Annotated in this window: 19 protein-coding genes; 3 read left to right on the plus strand and 16 right to left on the minus strand. The window is 36.1% G+C overall.

Translation table 11 applies throughout. The annotated features are described in order from the left end of the window. Positions 1–649: 649 nt before the first annotated feature. The 12 genes from HND50_18600 to HND50_18655 form a co-directional block, all read right to left on the minus strand. The gene (locus HND50_18600) at positions 650–1183 is read right to left on the minus strand and encodes a hypothetical protein (GenBank protein ID NOG47258.1); all 534 of its coding nucleotides are present in this window, start codon (positions 1181–1183) and stop codon (positions 650–652) included. A 317-nt stretch (positions 1184–1500) separates the two neighbouring features. After that, positions 1501–3681: a catalase/peroxidase HPI gene (gene katG, locus HND50_18605; GenBank protein NOG47259.1), complete on the minus strand. Its 2181-nt coding sequence runs from the start codon at positions 3679–3681 to the stop codon at positions 1501–1503. A 239-nt stretch (positions 3682–3920) separates the two neighbouring features. After that, positions 3921–4544 (minus strand): hypothetical protein, encoded by a 624-nt coding sequence (locus tag HND50_18610; protein ID NOG47260.1) that lies wholly within the window; start codon positions 4542–4544, stop codon positions 3921–3923. Between the two features lie 65 nt (positions 4545–4609). Further along, positions 4610–5203: a hypothetical protein gene (locus tag HND50_18615; GenBank protein NOG47261.1), complete on the minus strand. Its 594-nt coding sequence runs from the start codon at positions 5201–5203 to the stop codon at positions 4610–4612. Further along, positions 5200–5532, minus strand: coding sequence for a PadR family transcriptional regulator (locus tag HND50_18620; protein NOG47262.1), 333 nt, complete (start codon positions 5530–5532; stop codon positions 5200–5202). Before HND50_18620 ends, HND50_18615 begins: the two co-directional genes overlap by 4 nt. A 112-nt stretch (positions 5533–5644) precedes the next feature. Beyond that, complete coding sequence (locus HND50_18625; protein ID NOG47263.1) at positions 5645–6178, minus strand: hypothetical protein; 534 nt, start codon at positions 6176–6178, stop codon at positions 5645–5647. Between the two features lie 112 nt (positions 6179–6290). After that, positions 6291–6893: a hypothetical protein gene (locus HND50_18630; protein ID NOG47264.1), complete on the minus strand. Its 603-nt coding sequence runs from the start codon at positions 6891–6893 to the stop codon at positions 6291–6293. Between the two features lie 61 nt (positions 6894–6954). Beyond that, positions 6955–7518, minus strand: coding sequence for a hypothetical protein (locus HND50_18635; GenBank protein ID NOG47265.1), 564 nt, complete (start codon positions 7516–7518; stop codon positions 6955–6957). Positions 7519–7530: 12 nt separating this feature from the next. Continuing rightward, positions 7531–8298, minus strand: a complete 768-nt coding sequence (locus HND50_18640; GenBank protein NOG47266.1) for a CPBP family intramembrane metalloprotease — start codon at positions 8296–8298, stop codon at positions 7531–7533. 38 nt (positions 8299–8336) lie between these two features. Next, on the minus strand, positions 8337–8780 hold the full coding sequence (locus HND50_18645) for a serine hydrolase (GenBank protein NOG47267.1): 444 nt from the start codon (positions 8778–8780) through the stop codon (positions 8337–8339). Continuing rightward, the gene (locus tag HND50_18650) at positions 8749–9465 is read right to left on the minus strand and encodes a serine hydrolase (GenBank protein ID NOG47268.1); all 717 of its coding nucleotides are present in this window, start codon (positions 9463–9465) and stop codon (positions 8749–8751) included. Before HND50_18650 ends, HND50_18645 begins: the two co-directional genes overlap by 32 nt. 309 nt (positions 9466–9774) lie before the next feature. Further along, positions 9775–10938 carry an AraC family transcriptional regulator gene (locus HND50_18655; protein NOG47269.1) on the minus strand — a complete coding sequence of 388 codons (1164 nt, stop codon included), beginning with the start codon at positions 10936–10938 and terminating at the stop codon, positions 9775–9777. Between the two features lie 113 nt (positions 10939–11051). Between HND50_18655 and HND50_18660 the strand changes: the two genes are divergently transcribed. From HND50_18660 to HND50_18670, 3 genes are all read left to right on the plus strand, one after another. Then, complete coding sequence (locus HND50_18660) at positions 11052–11480, plus strand: MarR family transcriptional regulator (protein ID NOG47270.1); 429 nt, start codon at positions 11052–11054, stop codon at positions 11478–11480. A gap of 64 nt (positions 11481–11544) precedes the next feature. Further along, a complete protein-coding gene (locus HND50_18665; protein ID NOG47271.1) occupies positions 11545–12162 on the plus strand; it encodes a YceI family protein in 618 nt (205 codons plus the stop codon). A 20-nt stretch (positions 12163–12182) separates the two neighbouring features. Then, positions 12183–12653, plus strand: coding sequence for a hypothetical protein (locus tag HND50_18670; protein NOG47272.1), 471 nt, complete (start codon positions 12183–12185; stop codon positions 12651–12653). Positions 12654–12704: 51 nt separating this feature from the next. Here HND50_18670 and HND50_18675 read toward each other — a convergent pair whose 3' ends face one another. The 4 genes from HND50_18675 to HND50_18690 all read right to left on the minus strand — a co-directional run bounded on the left by HND50_18675 (position 12705) and on the right by HND50_18690 (position 15538). Next, entirely contained in the window at positions 12705–13133 is a 429-nt protein-coding gene (locus HND50_18675; GenBank protein ID NOG47273.1) for a VOC family protein, read from the minus strand. A 225-nt stretch (positions 13134–13358) separates the two neighbouring features. Then, positions 13359–14552 carry a hypothetical protein gene (locus HND50_18680; protein NOG47274.1) on the minus strand — a complete coding sequence of 398 codons (1194 nt, stop codon included), beginning with the start codon at positions 14550–14552 and terminating at the stop codon, positions 13359–13361. A gap of 363 nt (positions 14553–14915) precedes the next feature. Further along, positions 14916–15191 (minus strand): helix-turn-helix transcriptional regulator, encoded by a 276-nt coding sequence (locus HND50_18685; protein NOG47275.1) that lies wholly within the window; start codon positions 15189–15191, stop codon positions 14916–14918. Beyond that, positions 15191–15538, minus strand: a complete 348-nt coding sequence (locus HND50_18690; protein NOG47276.1) for a type II toxin-antitoxin system RelE/ParE family toxin — start codon at positions 15536–15538, stop codon at positions 15191–15193. The genes HND50_18685 and HND50_18690 overlap by 1 nt, the downstream gene beginning before the upstream one ends. Positions 15539–15558 lie beyond the last annotated feature (20 nt).

Raw genomic sequence — 15558 nt, forward strand, 5'->3', positions numbered from 1 at the left:
GAGGGAGATGGTTTTCCACATTTTGTGGATAATTAAAGAAAGAAAAAAGAAGCAAAAAAGAAAGAAAACTTTTCAACTACAACGGTGGGGTTCTCACTTTACTATTGACTATCTAAGCCTAATAGTATATTTTGTTAGCATAATTTTTGTGTTAAGTTTATCAAAAAATGTTTAGACTTTCATTTGCCTCAACAAGAAAGTCTTTTACTTCATTAGGGTTTATTCTTTGATCATATTTGAAATAGATAAAATTTGTTCCATTAGTTTCTAAGTTTAGTACATTTTCTTTTTGCTCAAAAAATTGTAACACTTTTGTTGTGAATACTCTGCTATTCTCACTTTCATCTTCTCCTTCCAAAAGATATTTTTTAGAAAATTGAGGATTAGAAGAAAAGTTAATGTCTTGAGAATTAAAAGCTGTTGCTATTTTTTTGATGAAAGATTTAGGACCAATAAAACCAAAATTAAAACAAGATCAAGTATATTGTTATCTGTCATATTTACCAAAATGAATTAAATGCTAACGGCCGAATGTTTACCGGATTTTACGTTGGAAAAACTTCCGGTTACCGATTCACAGTCGCACGTAAAATTCCGTGTACAACATTTTGTTATACAAACTCAACTGTGATAACCAGATAAATATTAATTATTTTAAAACCGCAATAATTTGTTTTAGAAAATTAAGGGATTGCTTTTCTTCTTCATACGGATAAAAATTACTTTTGCCATCTTCAATGAAAGTACCAGATTTTTTTGAAATTTGACCTATGAAGAAACCATGTTTCATTTTAAGAATGTTTGTTTCACAATCATCAGTATGAAAAACATTTTCCCCAGCTTTCTCTACAAAATCAATATATTTAGTATTACAAGAAATGTCCTGCTTTTGATGATAAATTGAAACAAGAAGAGTGTCACCTTTACTTCCTTCAATTTGGTCTCGCTCTGTTTCACACTCAGAATTCGACCAAACCAAAATCAAATCAGAATTTACTTTACCTCTCCAGACTTCAATTATATTTAGTAAAAAGCCATGATGGTAGGAACTATCAATTGTAACCAAGGCAACTAAATCAGTTTTGAAGGCATTTCCAATAAAACTTTTAGATTGTCCGCAATCGCTTTGAGCATAATTGGCCAGACAAAAAATTGAAATAAATATAAAAATTTTCTTTTTCATTTTTTCGGATTTTGTTTGTATAACATAATATTAGTGTGATTCAGTCTTTCTTTCACTTTATAACTATACGACATAAAACCAACAGATTCAACCGTATAAAGTTATACTTTTTTAGCAAAGTGTGAAACAAATGCAATATGTGTTATTACAAGTTTAATTGTGATTTACAGAGAAAAGAAGCGGTGAAATGATGTATTTAAAAGGTGCATTATTAACCAGCAGGCCTATCCTTTATTAATTAAAAAAAATCCCGGTAATAGACAGAGCAAAAACCGGGATTATAATCAAAATACTTTTTAAATGATCAAAGAAGCAAATCAGGCAAGATCGAAGCGGTCCAAATTCATAACCTTGTTCCAAACAGCAACAAAATCATTAACAAATTTCTCCTGCGAATCAGAACTTCCGTATACTTCTGCCAAAGCACGCAGCTGCGAGTTTGAACCAAAAATCAAATCGACCCGAGTGCCGGTCCATCTAATTTTACCTGTTGTGCGATCTCTGCCTTCAAAAATATTTTCATCGTCCTGTTTTGCATTCCACGTAGTACGCATATCAAGTAGATTTACAAAAAAATCATTCGTAAGAGATTCTGGATTGGCTGTAAATACGCCGTGTTGTGTCTGGCCAACATTAGTGTTTAAAACGCGCATACCACCAACAAGGACCGTCATTTCCGGAGCCGTAAGTGTGAGCAATTGTGCCTTGTCTACTAACAACTCCTCGGCGGATATAGCATATTTTGTTTTGAGATAATTACGGAAACCATCCGCTGCAGGCTCGAGCACAGCTACGGAATCCACATCGGTTTGCTCTTGAGAAGCATCTCCACGTCCTGGCGTAAAAGGAACATTAATATCATTGCCGGCATTTTTTGCTGCCTGCTCAACTCCAACGCATCCGGCCAAAACAATAAGATCGGCCATTGAAACAATCTTGCCACCTGCTTGGGCATCGTTAAAATCTTTTTGAATGCCTTCAAGAGTTTGTAAAACAGTGTTCAACTTAGCAGGTTGATTGGCTTCCCAATCTTTCTGTGGTGCAAGACGGATACGCGCCCCGTTCGCTCCTCCGCGTTTATCGGAACCACGGAATGTAGATGCTGAAGCCCAGGCAGTCGAAACCAATTGTGAGACCGACAATCCTGAAGAACTTATGTTGTTTTTAAGTGATGTAATATCTTTTTCATTGATTAGTTCGTGAGTAACTGCCGGGATTGGATCTTGCCAGATAAGCTCTTCCTTTGGAACTTCAGATCCCAGATAAAGCGATCTCGGGCCCATATCACGGTGTGTCAGTTTAAACCAGGCACGGGCAAATGCATCTGCAAATTGATCCGGATTTTTATGAAAACGTCTCGATATTTTTTCATAAGCAGGATCCATGCGCATTGCCATATCGGCTGTGGTCATAATGGTCTTAACTTTCTTGGATGGATCGTGAGCAGCAGGTGCTAAATCCTTATCAGCTACATTGACTGGCACCCATTGATAAGCTCCGGCAGGGCTCTTTTCAACATCCCAGTCATAACCAAACAACATATCAAAATAGCCCATGTCCCATTTGGTTGGGTTTGGTGTCCAGGCTCCTTCAATACCACTTGTTATCGTGTCATCTCCCTTACCACTTCCAAAACTGCTTTTCCAACCGGCGCCTTGTTCTTCTATTCCGGCCCCTTCCGGCTCAGGGCCAACATGTCCCGTATCAGCGGCACCGTGCGTTTTACCAAAAGTATGCCCACCTGCTACAAGCGCAACTGTCTCTTCATCGTTCATGGCCATACGTGCAAATGTTTCACGGATATCCTGTCCTGATGCAACTGCACTCGGAACGCCGTTCGGGCCTTCAGGATTTACATAAATTAAACCCATCTGAACTGCCGCAAGCGGATTTTCTAAATCCCTCTCTCCTGAATATCGTTTATCGCCCAGCCATTCTGCTTCTGCGCCCCAATAAATATCTTCTTCAGGCTGCCAGATATCTTCTCTTCCACCGGCAAATCCGAATGTTTTGAAACCCATCGACTCAAGGGCACAATTACCTGCAAGGATCATAAGATCTGCCCATGATATTTTTCTTCCATATTTCTGTTTGATTGGCAAAAGGAGAAATCGAGCTTTATCGAGATTTGCATTATCGGGCCAGCTGTTAAGAGGAGCAAAACGCTGATTTCCAGTTCCGGCACCACCTCGTCCATCACCTGTTCGGTATGTGCCTGCGCTATGCCACGCCATCCGAATAAAAAGCCCGCCATAGTGACCATAATCTGCAGGCCACCAATTTTGTGAATCGGTCATTAATGCGTAAAGGTCCTTCTTCAATGCTTCCAGGTCCAGGCTTTTAAACTCTTCAGCGTAGTTAAAATGTTCGCCCATTGGGTTGGAACCGGGAGAATGTTGATGCAAAACATTGAGTTTTAACTGGTTTGGCCACCAATCGCGGTTTGATGTTCCACCACCAGCTACATGTGTTACCGGACACTTACTTTCGTTGCTCATAAGGTGCCTCCTATTTTTTTGAAATATGGATTTTGAGTGTGGTGATCAATATAGTGTAATGGTAACGGACAAACCAATTGATTTTAGTTATAGGATTATAAGTTTTGGTTATAAGAGTTTTATAAATATACAAAAAGGTAATAAATTGAAGCAGATAGAATCTATAATAAGCAAAAAGCCCATCTTATAAAAACAATGGGCTTAATAATAACAATTAATGCATCATATTTTACACATCTTTATTTTACATACATTTTTATTATGCCGCGATATGAGTTTACATCAATTACTGCATTGCCAGGTAAAATATTCATATAACTTTCTTCCTGCTCTTTTCCATTAAACCAAATTTCCCCATTTGCGCTTCTGCAAGTCAGGTATCTAATATCATTTTCCAAAGCGGTTATTTCTGTCTCGCCTTCCCGGTTATTAATTTTTAAAAGAGCATAGCGGCCATTTATATTGATGTTTGCATCGCTGGAATTAATCACCACATTTTTATCTTTTGGGATTCGAATAATATGAGTGTTCTCCTCGCTGACTGTGTTTATGCCAACCGTCCATCTGCTTTCTCTTTTGGCCGGCTTGATGGTAAGATCTTTTTCATCCATAAATGTCTCAACACGATAAGCGCTTAAATCTTCATTGTTGGAAAATCCAATTATTTTGCCATCTACTTTACTTGTGGTTTTTATATGAACCTTGTTATCAAGGCTGTTTTCGATGATAATTACCCCATTCAGTTTTATATAAACGGTTTTGATTGATTCAGCCTCCATAATTTGTGGATCATTGAAACTGCGGGCAAATAGTTGACTTAAGGAAAGCAAAGTGATTAGGGTTATGTTAAAAAATGTGTTCATGATATTCTCCTTAATAGTTGTTATAGTTAGTACATTGTATTACATAGTATTGGGATAAAAAAATCTCATTCCTTTTTTAAGGTAAACTTTAAAAGCTGAGTCAAGATAAAATAGAGTATAAATGCAGCAAGCAACCCGAGCGGTACAATCCAATAGCCAAGAAGTTCGGTAGCGCCTTCAGTGACTTTCAGTATTCCAAAACTCCAACTCTCATCAGGCCTGCGGAATAAACCAACATTTTCCGGAAATAAAAATTTGGCAAAAGACATTAATCCAAAAATGAATGTCAGCAAATATCCCGTTCCAAAAAGCAGGGCCATAAATAAGCTGCCGATACCGCCGGTAAGTTTGTAAGCCAATCCTGTTAACAATGTTTTTGGAGAAAGTGTTTTTGTCCCGCGTTGCAAGAGTTTATCGGAAACAACCGGTTTTAGAAATTCATGAGGTTCACCCAGTTTTTCAATTGCGGCCAATAACCTGGACACTTCATCCGTTCCTTTTTCATCCTTAAAGCTATTATAAAGATGGTCCTGAAGTTCCATTGCCGTTTCTTCGCGTGAGTCAGAATCGAGCACCTGCATTGCTTTTGCAACCTGTTTAAAATAATTCTGCCAGATTTTTATACTGTTTGCATCTTTAAAAATATTTTCAAGTTTCATTTTTCCCCCATCAGGCTTTGGATTGATCCGGCAAACTGCAGCCATTCTTTTTTCATCTTTTCCAGCGTTTCCAATCCTTTTTCTGTTATCTGATAATACTTGCGCGGCATACCACTCTCCTGGTGTTCCCAGCGGGTTGTCAGCTGTTCTGCCTTTTTTAAACGTGTCAGGATTGGATAGATTGTACCCTCCGATGTCTCCATATTCAGTGACATTTTTATTTTTTTTATCAGCTCATACCCGTAAAATTCATTCTCCTTTAAAACCAACAGAATGATAAACTCCAGGGTTCCTTTGCGTATTTGTGATTGCCATTTCTCGAGATTCATTTTATGCCTTTTGTGTATAGCCTGGCTAATTATAATACATAATACTATGTTTTACAAGGTATGTTTCAAAAAATTTTATTTTATTAAAAAATACCCTAAAGGAATCTGAGTATTAAAACCATTTTCCAATAATAAATTTGGCGCCAATATGTTCTCCCCATTTATTCCTAATCTTATCATGATCGAAATATGTTGCTCCAAACTGACCACCGATAGAGATGGAAAAATCATTATCAAGCGAAAAAATGTAACCGGGCTCCAGCCAAAAACCAAAGTTAGTGTGTTCCTCTTTTGTGTATCGAACAAGGCTGAAAATTGAAGCTATAAAAAAACCTTTTGATTGTAGATCGTCCTTTTCCCTTTTATTAAGAAAGATCGGAGCAGCAGTTTCAAATCCAACGCCGTTTATTCCACTTTGTTTATCTCTTATTCCTAGGCTCAAAATTGAGGTTAATCGAACATCAACAAAATTATTAATTGGTTTTTGGTAAACGACCGGCAAAATATTGATATCGAACTCGCCTTGTTCATAGAATGGTTCAACAGTAATTGAAGGATTGATTCCTATAAAATTTTTAGTGCTTCCATCCTGAGCTTGCAGACATTGGCCAAAAACAATAATTATCAAAAATGTAAAATGTCTCATAAAACTCCTTTGTGATTGCCGGGCCGAAATGATTCTAAGAATATATTAAATTCTACGCTACTTTAAAAAGATGGAGAGAACTAATTATCCCTCCACCATTTCAATTTTATTTTTACAAACTATAACTAAAACCCGCACCAAAAAATGACCCATCAAATAAATCTGCCTGGCTGTCTTTCTCCCCAGAAAAATAAATGGGTTTATAAGTTAAATATGGCGACCATTTTCCAATTTTATAACCAACATTTACATAAGGTGAAAAAAGCACGCCACCCGCTTTGAAGTGTGACCCGGTTTGCACTTCTGAATCAGACGCCTTTTTACCATCTTTTGCCATGGCGGATATTATCGCGGCTCCGATCTGAACGCCACCATTGACAAAAAAGGTTTCACCATAATATAACTCAGCAACAAGGCCTGCTGCCTGGATTGCATAAGTGGTTTGGCCGTCAATATCCGAATTGGCTATTAGCGTTTCAAGGCCATAACGAAAGTAGCTATTGTGTTCAACCATCAAATAAATTGTATTAAAGTGAGGCCCTTTATTACCATTAGACTTTAAGTCAGAAAATTGTGCATCTAATTCGGACAGCTTCATTTTTGAGGTGATAATTGTGGATTTCATCCCAATACTATATTTTGATTTTGTTTCTTGCGCTGATAAAAAGATTGGTAAAACTAAAAGTGCTGTTATAATAAGTTTAAATGTTTTCATGATCATTTCCTTTTTATTAAGAACCTTCCAGGTATCAAAACCCGGAAGGTAAATTGTTTAATTAATCTTCGATGTAATTACCAAACATAAAAGAGAGCTTTAAATTAAGCCCATTCAAATCCGAATCTTTAATACCTTTAAGATCAATACCGTTGATGAACCGATATCCGATCCCCGCGCTTAGTCTCATAAAATCAAAGGTTTGATACTGAACATCAATGGATGGAACAACGACAAAGAACTCATCTTCGGTTTCGAGTTTATCATCTGTTTTATATGATAAACCTCCACCACCGATTAAAACCGATCCTGAAAAATTGAAATCCGAAATTGGTTTAGTGAAGTAGCTAAATACAACACCGCCATAAGCCAAATCAACATTTGTCCCATTTACCGAGTTATTCAGTTTATCAATCGAATTGGCAAGTGCGTATCCACCGCCACCGATGGCGAAATTCTCATTGATTAGTTTTCCACCTTTTCCACCAACGATAAAAGCATTTTGACCGGCGATGTGAGTGTGCATAAATTCCGGTCCGCCAAAACCAAAACCCTCGGTATCTATATTTTGTGCAAAAACGGTTGTAGCAAATAATGATGATATGATTATAATTAATGACTTCATGATAAATCTCCTTTAATTGTGTGTTAGTTTTGAATTGTGTTTTTTTGATTTTAATAGACGCCAAATGACAATTTCCGCAGAGAAGACCCAAATGGCGGTTTGGAAAATGTAAAAAGGTAATTCATGACAGTTTGAGCAGAATTGCCCTCCTGGAAAAAAGCGAAGTATAATCCAGCTAAAATGAATCAGCGAAACTATGATCAATGACTGGCTTCTTCTGCGGATATATCCACTGAAAATTGAAATCGCGATTAGTTGAACAAAGGTCATAATCACTGTAAAACCATTTACTGAGTCTGGGCCGCTTGTTAAAAATTCAGTAAATAAATTCCAGAATCCCCAGGTAATTCCAACAAGTACTACACCTGGCAAAAAATTAAACCTGTTTACCAGCACATTTTGCAAATAGCTGCGCCAGGCAAACTCTGCGCAAACTACAGCCACAAAAAACAAGCTTATTTGCCCGATTGAGTTTGCAAATTTTAAATGTGCATCTGCATTAAAAAAGAGCGACAATATTATACAGCTGCCAAGAAATGGCATTAAAGCGATAAATAAATATTTTAAATCAATGTATTTCCAGAATGGAAAACCCACATTCCTGTTAAACATTGATTGAAGTAAAAAAGCAACAATTCCCGGTAACCCGATTGATATTATCGCGAGATAAACATCACTTAAATAATTGCGCATAAACCACAGAGTAATGCCCACTCCAAACAGAACAGCTGTAAAAATGTGCCATTCGTATTTTCTATTTTTTTTATTTAAAGCGGGCATCTCTTTTTCCTTTTTCATTTTCTAATATTTTATTTGGTTTAATTACTCAATGCTTCTTCGCGTTTAACAAGAAATTCTCCAACAAGGCCTATGGCTTCATCCGCCTTTTCACCGGCAATATTTGTCACTATAAAAATGCCCACATTTTTTTCGTGGTTAATTGTCAACTGTGCCAGCCATTTTGTATTGCTGCCGGAATGAAACATCACTTTTCCATCCGCTGTGACATTCCAACCAAGCCCGTACAACAATCCATTTAAATCCATATCTATCAAACCGGTTTGCAGTTTTGAAAATGTGGCTGCAGACAAAAGAGTCTGGCTCTCGCCTCTGTCCAAATGGAAGTTTATATATTTGGCGATATCTGCTAATGTTGTATGAACATCTCCTGCGGGTCCCATAACTTGCGGATTGTCAGATTCGAGCGTGCTTGGATCAACAGGCGTCTGGTTACTTGCAGAATGTCCCCAGGGCGAGCCCAAAAGGCAGAAATAAATTTTCCTGAATTAATTCTTCCCAGGAATTGCCGCCTACTTTTTCCAGCATAGCGGCAGCAATTGTAAAGCCTGTGTTGCTGTAAGAAAACTCACCGCGCGTTACGCTGAACTCCGTATTCAAAGCTTCACCGGCAACTTCCAGCCGTTGATCCATAATGTTTTCAGAACTTGCATACCATTGCCGCAAATCGATTTCTTCGATTCCGCTGGAATGGGTAAGAAATTCTTGCAGGGTTAAACCGTGATATTTTGCAAGAATCGCATCCGTGTATTCCGGAAAGATTTCAGCTATGGTGGAGTTCCAGTTTATCAATCCTTTTTCGACAAAAATTCCAGCCAGTGTAGCAGTCATTGATTTTGTTATGGAGCCAACATGCCATTTGCCGGAAAGTGTGACTTCTTCAGAACCGCCCATTTTGGTTTTTCCGGCCGCAGCCATTTCGATGGTTTGCCCATCTTTAAAAAGAAGTGCGGAAATTGCAGGCACCTTGGTTTCATCCAAAGTATACTCAAGAATCTCTGTTAAATTGCCATCACCCGCGATGCCATAATCCGGCTTAGTTGTTTTGGGTTCGGTGGAAGACTCGGAGCAGGCAAACAGAAACAGTGCCGAGCTTAAAGAAATGATTAATCCCTTTTTGATGCGGGATGGGTTAAGTGATAAAAACATAGTAAATCTCCTTTTGTTGGTTAATGTGTTTTCAATTTCCGGCTTGATCATCAAGCACGGCGTAACATTACCAATTTGGAGATCTGTTTTTCTACCGATCCGATAATTTCAATTGACGAGTTTATAAACCCGGTAAGTGGTGGGGTTTATAATTTGCCAAAGGAAAGCTGTGGGTTTTGCTAATACAAAAAGTAAACGCAGTGTCCGCAAAGAACGCAAAGGTTTTATACAAGAACTTATTATTTCTACTCTGCGAACTCTGTGGTAAAAAAAGAAACTGCAATAACCTAAAAAAGGGGAAGGGAGATATTAACTCTGTTTGCGGAATTCGGAGGGTGATAGACCGGTAACTTTTTTAAAGGCAGAATTGAAAACGGATAAAGAATTAAATCCAACCTCAAAAGCGATATCCGGCATGGTGCGGTTCTCGGAGGCCGGATCATTAAGAATTGATTTTACAGCCTCGATGCGGTATTCATTTATGAAATTAAAAAAGTTCTTTTCAAACTTTTCATTTATAATCTGTGAGAGCTGATGGGTCGTGACCTTTAACTGGGAAGCCAAATCGGGTAATTTTAAATCGCTGTTAAGATAAAGTTTTTCCACTTCCATCAGACGCTGCAAATTTGAAAGCGTTTTCTCAACCACCTCATCCGTTAAAGTGGATTTTTTATATTTCTGCGGATTAATCTTGAGCAGATCGGCTGTAAAAATCTCCGACTGGCGCATGCCGGTAAAAGCCATTATGTACACAATTACTGTCAGCAAAAACAAAAGATAAACATCGGCTGTTTCATCAAACCAGGGTGTATAGAAAAAGAAGATGTGCACGGCAAGCACAAACAACATGGCAATTATCAATCCCCGCAGATATTTAAATTTAACCGGAATATCCTTATCCAGCGCCTCATTGTTAAGAGCACTATTTAGCTTAACCAGGGCAGTTACAAAATAGCTGCCGATATAAATCTGAAAGACCAGCGAAAAAACAATCTCAAAAGTGCCCAGGTTAAGGTTCTCTTGTAAATCGTTTAAATAGGCTGCGCTTTTTATTGCGCTGCTTTGAAAAATACCGGGGAGTGAAAGAAGAAGAATGATTGCAGCCAAAACAAAATGAATGGCCTCTTTCTTTTTAAGTGTGTAATCCTGGACGGTAAGCGCCTTTATATAAAGATACAAAAACGGCGGCAGCAAAAAGTCGAAGGTTGTGCCAATGCCGTAGGTGTACGGGTAATATTGGTATAAGCCGCTGTTATAAAGGATTTCATCAAAAATGAACAAGGAAAGGGTTAACAGGAAAAATGCCAGGTAGCGGTTTGCAGTGCGGTTGCCTGTTTTTAGGCTAAACAAGGCCAAACTTATAAGAAAGCATTGAAAGGCACCCAGAGTATTTATTATTGCAAGCAGATCAAACTGTAGATTCATATGAGAAATGTATTGGCATGTTGGTTGGCCTGAAAATACATTGCTCAATGATTTTTTTCAACATGTGGTAAAAATTGATCCCTTTTTGTTAAGAAAAAAAATAATTGACTAATATAATTAGTATATATATATTTGTCATAACAACTAAATATAGGTGAAAGATGTTCAAATTTGATGAGTCAGTTGGTTTTTTAATAAACAGGGTTGCAAAACAATTCAAAAGAAAATTGGATAGTGCATTTAAAAAAAATGGATATACCCTTACTCCTGAACACTGGGCTGTTCTAAACAGGTTATGGGAAAAGGATGGATTATCTCAAACTGAAATAGCCGATCTAACATTTAAAGACAAAGCGAATATTACCAGGATTTTAGATGTAATGGAAAAGAATAGCCTGGTAAAACGTCAAAAACATGAGCTTGACCGACGCAGCTTTAAGATTTTTTTGGATAGCAAAGGAAAAGAATATAAATCCCAATTAGTTCCTTTCGCTCATGAAATAAATCAAAAGGCTTTAAAAAATTTGGGTGAGGAGGAAATGGCAATATTAAAAAAAGTTATGATTAAAATTTCTAATAATTTGGATTAATATTTTTTTACTATATTAGTTGTTGTACTTACTATCAGTATATCATATATCAAACGGAGAGGAAATGTACAAAATATCTATTATTATTATTGGCTTAACGGTAGCCATCTTTGGCCAAATCAACCAGGACAACAAAAATCCTAAAAGCCAAGAACACACTAATTACCATGTTTCAAATAACAGCATGGTGGAATATGTTGCTGAAACGGAAATGTTCTTCCTTTTTGGAAGCACGATTAATGGCAAAAATTCCTCAGTAACCGGGGTTATAAATCTGGACCCATTAAACCTCGTAAACTCCGCAGCAAAAATAATTATCGATGCAAATGGTTTTACGTCTTGTAATGACTCCCGGGATGAGCACATTGCTGAAATTCTCAAAAGTAAAACGCATCCGCAGATTATCTTTATTCTTGATTCTCTAAGCAAACTAAATTCAACAGATCAATCCAACAATGGCTTTATTGCCGTCGGATCATTGACGGTTAATGGAATAAAAAAGCTTCTTTCATTTCCTGTCGTGATAAACAGAAGTTCAAACGAGATAAAGATATTCGGGGAAATAGAAGTTCTATATTCCGATTTTGGAATGGAACCTCCAACAGTAGGTGGCGGTGTTGTGAAAGATGCAAAAGAATCGATTTTGTTAAAAGCCAGCATTGTAGCTCATGAAACTAAATAATAAAGCATAGGAGAATAATAGTGAAAATCAAAGCCCATGTAATTTCAGCATTTATAGCATTTCTGACCATTGCACTGTTTTTTAGTTCAACAATTGTGGTTGAAATAATAGGAAGTCCTGACTCAATTTATTTTGTAAAGAAAAGCATTTTATATGGATTGCTAATTTTGATTCCAGCAATGATGGCAACAGGCATCACTGGGAATCTTATCGCAAAAAATAAAAAGGGAAAGCTTATTCAGAAAAAATTAACACGTCTGAAAATCATAGCATCTAATGGTGTTTTAATTCTTATTCCATGCGCATTTTTATTGGAATCATTAGCGGGCGCTGGAAATTACAATGAATGGTTTTATTCCATCCAGGGATTGGAATTAATAGCCGGTGCGACAAATCTTTATTTTCTTGGATTAAATATGAAGGATGGCTTTTTGCTTTCAGGAAGATTTAAAAAAGCAAATAAAACCATGCCCATTAGCAATTGTTGGTAGTAGTTATTTTAGCTTCAATAATTTGTATTAAATTTTTCATTTATATTTTATTTATTCAGAAAGGAGAAATTGCCACGATATACCATATTTGTCTTCACACCATCCAAATTTCTTTCCAAATCCGTAATCACCTTCACCTTTGTAGTTGTCTAAAGGAACCATTATCTGACCACCATTTGAAGAAAGCTTTTCGAAAAGTGTTTGTATTAAATCATCAGAATTATCACTTATGAATAGTGAAACTGCAGGTGTAAATGACCAAGCATGATTATAGTTACTTTCAGAAACCATGTAGTCAGTTCCGTTTAGTGTAAATACTCCATATTTTATAAGTTCAGGTGTTCCCCCTGCTTCTTCTTCCGAGTATTTTTTTATGCTTTTAATTTCCGAATTCGGAAAGATGGAAGTGTAAAATTTTATTGCTTCCTCAGCTTTCCCGCATTTGTCGCCTACAAATGTTAGAAATGTCGTTGTTTTCATTTTATATTCAACTTTCGATAATAGTTATTTTCTGTATTGTCTAATCAACGGTACGATCAAAATATCCACATCAATAATTTCAATCAAAACATATTTAGATTTATTCCCTGAAATCCGTAAGTGTATAACGCCCGAATGTTAAGCTGATTTGCGATTTGTAAAACTTCCACACCGAGTTCATGCTCCCACGAGCAAATTCAGTTTGACATTTTTTTAGGCTAAAATTTAATTGCGCTTATTTATGTTAAATGACTCTATTATTTCGTTGTCAATATTGTAAACATTAAAACTGCTTTCCTCAGATGAAATTGAAACTAAAATAAAGTGATTATCCTCTGCATATTTAACTTCACCAGGGAATAATTCAGATTTTCGAGAATAAATACCTGCTCCAGCACCAGCTGTTATCAAATAATGCGTACCATGATCTTCGACATGGTGGTAATGGTGATTATGACCATTAAAGACAGCACTAACATTATATTTTTTGAATAATGGTTTCCAATCATCGTTAATAATAAAAGAGTTTTCAATTTTTCTATCCAAAGTATTATAAACCGGATAATGAAAAGCTACGAAAATATATGGGAAACCTTTATGTCCTTCTAAATCCGAAATTAGCCATTCTAATTGCTCTTTGAAAAAGGGTTTTTCAACTTTTTCCATAAATGACGAAGTATATTTTCCCCATTCAATTTCTGGATACTTTCTTCTTTCAACCAACGATTCAAAACCACTCGAGTTTAGTACAATAAAATGAGCGGCACCCCAATTAAAACTGTAATAAGTTTTATTATTTGGAAATTCAAAAAAATTATATAATGGTTCTGAACTTTCTTCATGATTTCCAACCACAGGAAAGTATGGGATATTTTTCATCAACTCTCCACTAATTTCAAAAAACTTTTCCCAATCCCTATAATCTCGCCCTTCAAATACGATGTCACCAGTATTAATTATGAATTCAGGCTTTTTCTCTTCAACAAGTGCAATAATTTTGGAATATTTTTCATCTGAATTTTCCTGATTTGTATGCCAAGATTTATTATCACCAAAAACAACAAAATTAAACGGTACACTCCAATCTTTCGGTGCAAACTTAAAATTACCTTTTCCAATGCCAGGAATTTTATAATAGATTTCTCGCGATTCTTGGGCTTCTCGAGTAGCTACAATATACTGCTTATGGTGTGTCCAAATTTGATCGACGGAATTTAAATTCTCAAATGATACCCCTTTTTGTAAAAAATTTGTATTCTCAGCCCAATAAATATAAGCATGATCTTTTCCAGGCATTTGAACATAAGGACCAATAATCTTTGGATGTTTAACAGGTGAATTTTTTTGTACACAAGAGATTGTTAGTACAAAAGTTAGAAGAATGATAATATATTTATTGATATTAGAAAGAGTTTGCATACTTACCTTAATTTAGCCTAACATAGTATTAGCGTTATTCAATCACATATTATCTCTATAACTATACAATATAAATTTTATAGTTTCAACTGTTTAAAACTATACTTTTTTTAAGACCGCTTACAATTTATATTGAAATTGAATGCAGTGTCTTTTAATGATACATTAGCAGCAATCCTTCAAACCCAAATAAAACACCCATGGATACGATTTTTACAATTGGTATTTTTTTATCCTTTTTCCTGGCCATATTGCTGGTCACCAAAAAAAGTAAATATTTTGTAGTTAAGCCTTTAAGATGGGTGTGCGCCACCCGGTAATTTGGTGAGATTAGTTTAAACTTTTTGCTACAGACCGATAGTTCTATAAAATATTAACTTGTAACTTTTTGCCAATTGCAGAAACGTAGTTTTTTAATGTAGACAGACGAATATCCTCAGAATGATTTTCAATTCTGGAAATCGCTGATTTTTTTGTTTGTAATTTTTCCGCTAACTCCTCTTGTGTAATCCCAGCTTCTTCTCTCGCCTGTCTTAATAAAACACCAATTTTAAAATTCTCGTATCCCTTTTCAAAAATATCCGCAAAATTATTACTTTGCATTTTCCGTTTACCAATATACTTCTCAAGATCATCCATTATTTTTTCCTTTCGATATATTCTTTCTTTCGCTTCTCTGCTAATTTAATTTCAGAGACAGGTGTTTTTTGTGATTTTTTTACAAAACCATTTGTTAAAACAATTATTTTACCCTTTGCAAAAAAACATAATATTCTAAAAATATCTCTTCCAAATTTTATACGAATTTCCCAAATATCATCCGTGCCAACGAGCTTCTTAAAATACTCTTTTGAAACTCTTTCATAATCTCGAACAATTCTGAGGACCCAGGCAATTTTCGCAGCTTGTTTATCATTTAGTGAATCTAAAAACCTTTCAACTGGTGAGTCTTCATTTTCGGTTCTGTAAAATTCGATTTTCCGCATGACTGCAAGTTAACAAAAAT

This window comes from Calditrichota bacterium (assembly GCA_013112635.1).
In the GTDB taxonomy this organism is placed as follows: Bacteria; Calditrichota; Calditrichia; order Calditrichales; family J004; genus JABFGF01.

Coding starts and splice junctions, on each gene's coding strand:
- HND50_18600 (NOG47258.1), bottom strand. CDS start 1,183: ATGAAAAAGAAAATTTTTATATTTATTTCAATTTTTTGTCTGGCCAAT.
- katG (NOG47259.1), bottom strand. CDS start 3,681: ATGAGCAACGAAAGTAAGTGTCCGGTAACACATGTAGCTGGTGGTGGA.
- HND50_18610 (NOG47260.1), bottom strand. CDS start 4,544: ATGAACACATTTTTTAACATAACCCTAATCACTTTGCTTTCCTTAAGT.
- HND50_18615 (NOG47261.1), bottom strand. CDS start 5,203: ATGAAACTTGAAAATATTTTTAAAGATGCAAACAGTATAAAAATCTGG.
- HND50_18620 (NOG47262.1), bottom strand. CDS start 5,532: ATGAATCTCGAGAAATGGCAATCACAAATACGCAAAGGAACCCTGGAG.
- HND50_18625 (NOG47263.1), bottom strand. CDS start 6,178: ATGAGACATTTTACATTTTTGATAATTATTGTTTTTGGCCAATGTCTG.
- HND50_18630 (NOG47264.1), bottom strand. CDS start 6,893: ATGAAAACATTTAAACTTATTATAACAGCACTTTTAGTTTTACCAATC.
- HND50_18635 (NOG47265.1), bottom strand. CDS start 7,518: ATGAAGTCATTAATTATAATCATATCATCATTATTTGCTACAACCGTT.
- HND50_18640 (NOG47266.1), bottom strand. CDS start 8,298: ATGCCCGCTTTAAATAAAAAAAATAGAAAATACGAATGGCACATTTTT.
- HND50_18650 (NOG47268.1), bottom strand. CDS start 9,465: ATGTTTTTATCACTTAACCCATCCCGCATCAAAAAGGGATTAATCATT.
- HND50_18660 (NOG47270.1), top strand. CDS start 11,052: ATGTTCAAATTTGATGAGTCAGTTGGTTTTTTAATAAACAGGGTTGCA.
- HND50_18665 (NOG47271.1), top strand. CDS start 11,545: ATGTACAAAATATCTATTATTATTATTGGCTTAACGGTAGCCATCTTT.
- HND50_18675 (NOG47273.1), bottom strand. CDS start 13,133: ATGAAAACAACGACATTTCTAACATTTGTAGGCGACAAATGCGGGAAA.
- HND50_18680 (NOG47274.1), bottom strand. CDS start 14,552: ATGCAAACTCTTTCTAATATCAATAAATATATTATCATTCTTCTAACT.
- HND50_18685 (NOG47275.1), bottom strand. CDS start 15,191: ATGGATGATCTTGAGAAGTATATTGGTAAACGGAAAATGCAAAGTAAT.
- HND50_18690 (NOG47276.1), bottom strand. CDS start 15,538: ATGCGGAAAATCGAATTTTACAGAACCGAAAATGAAGACTCACCAGTT.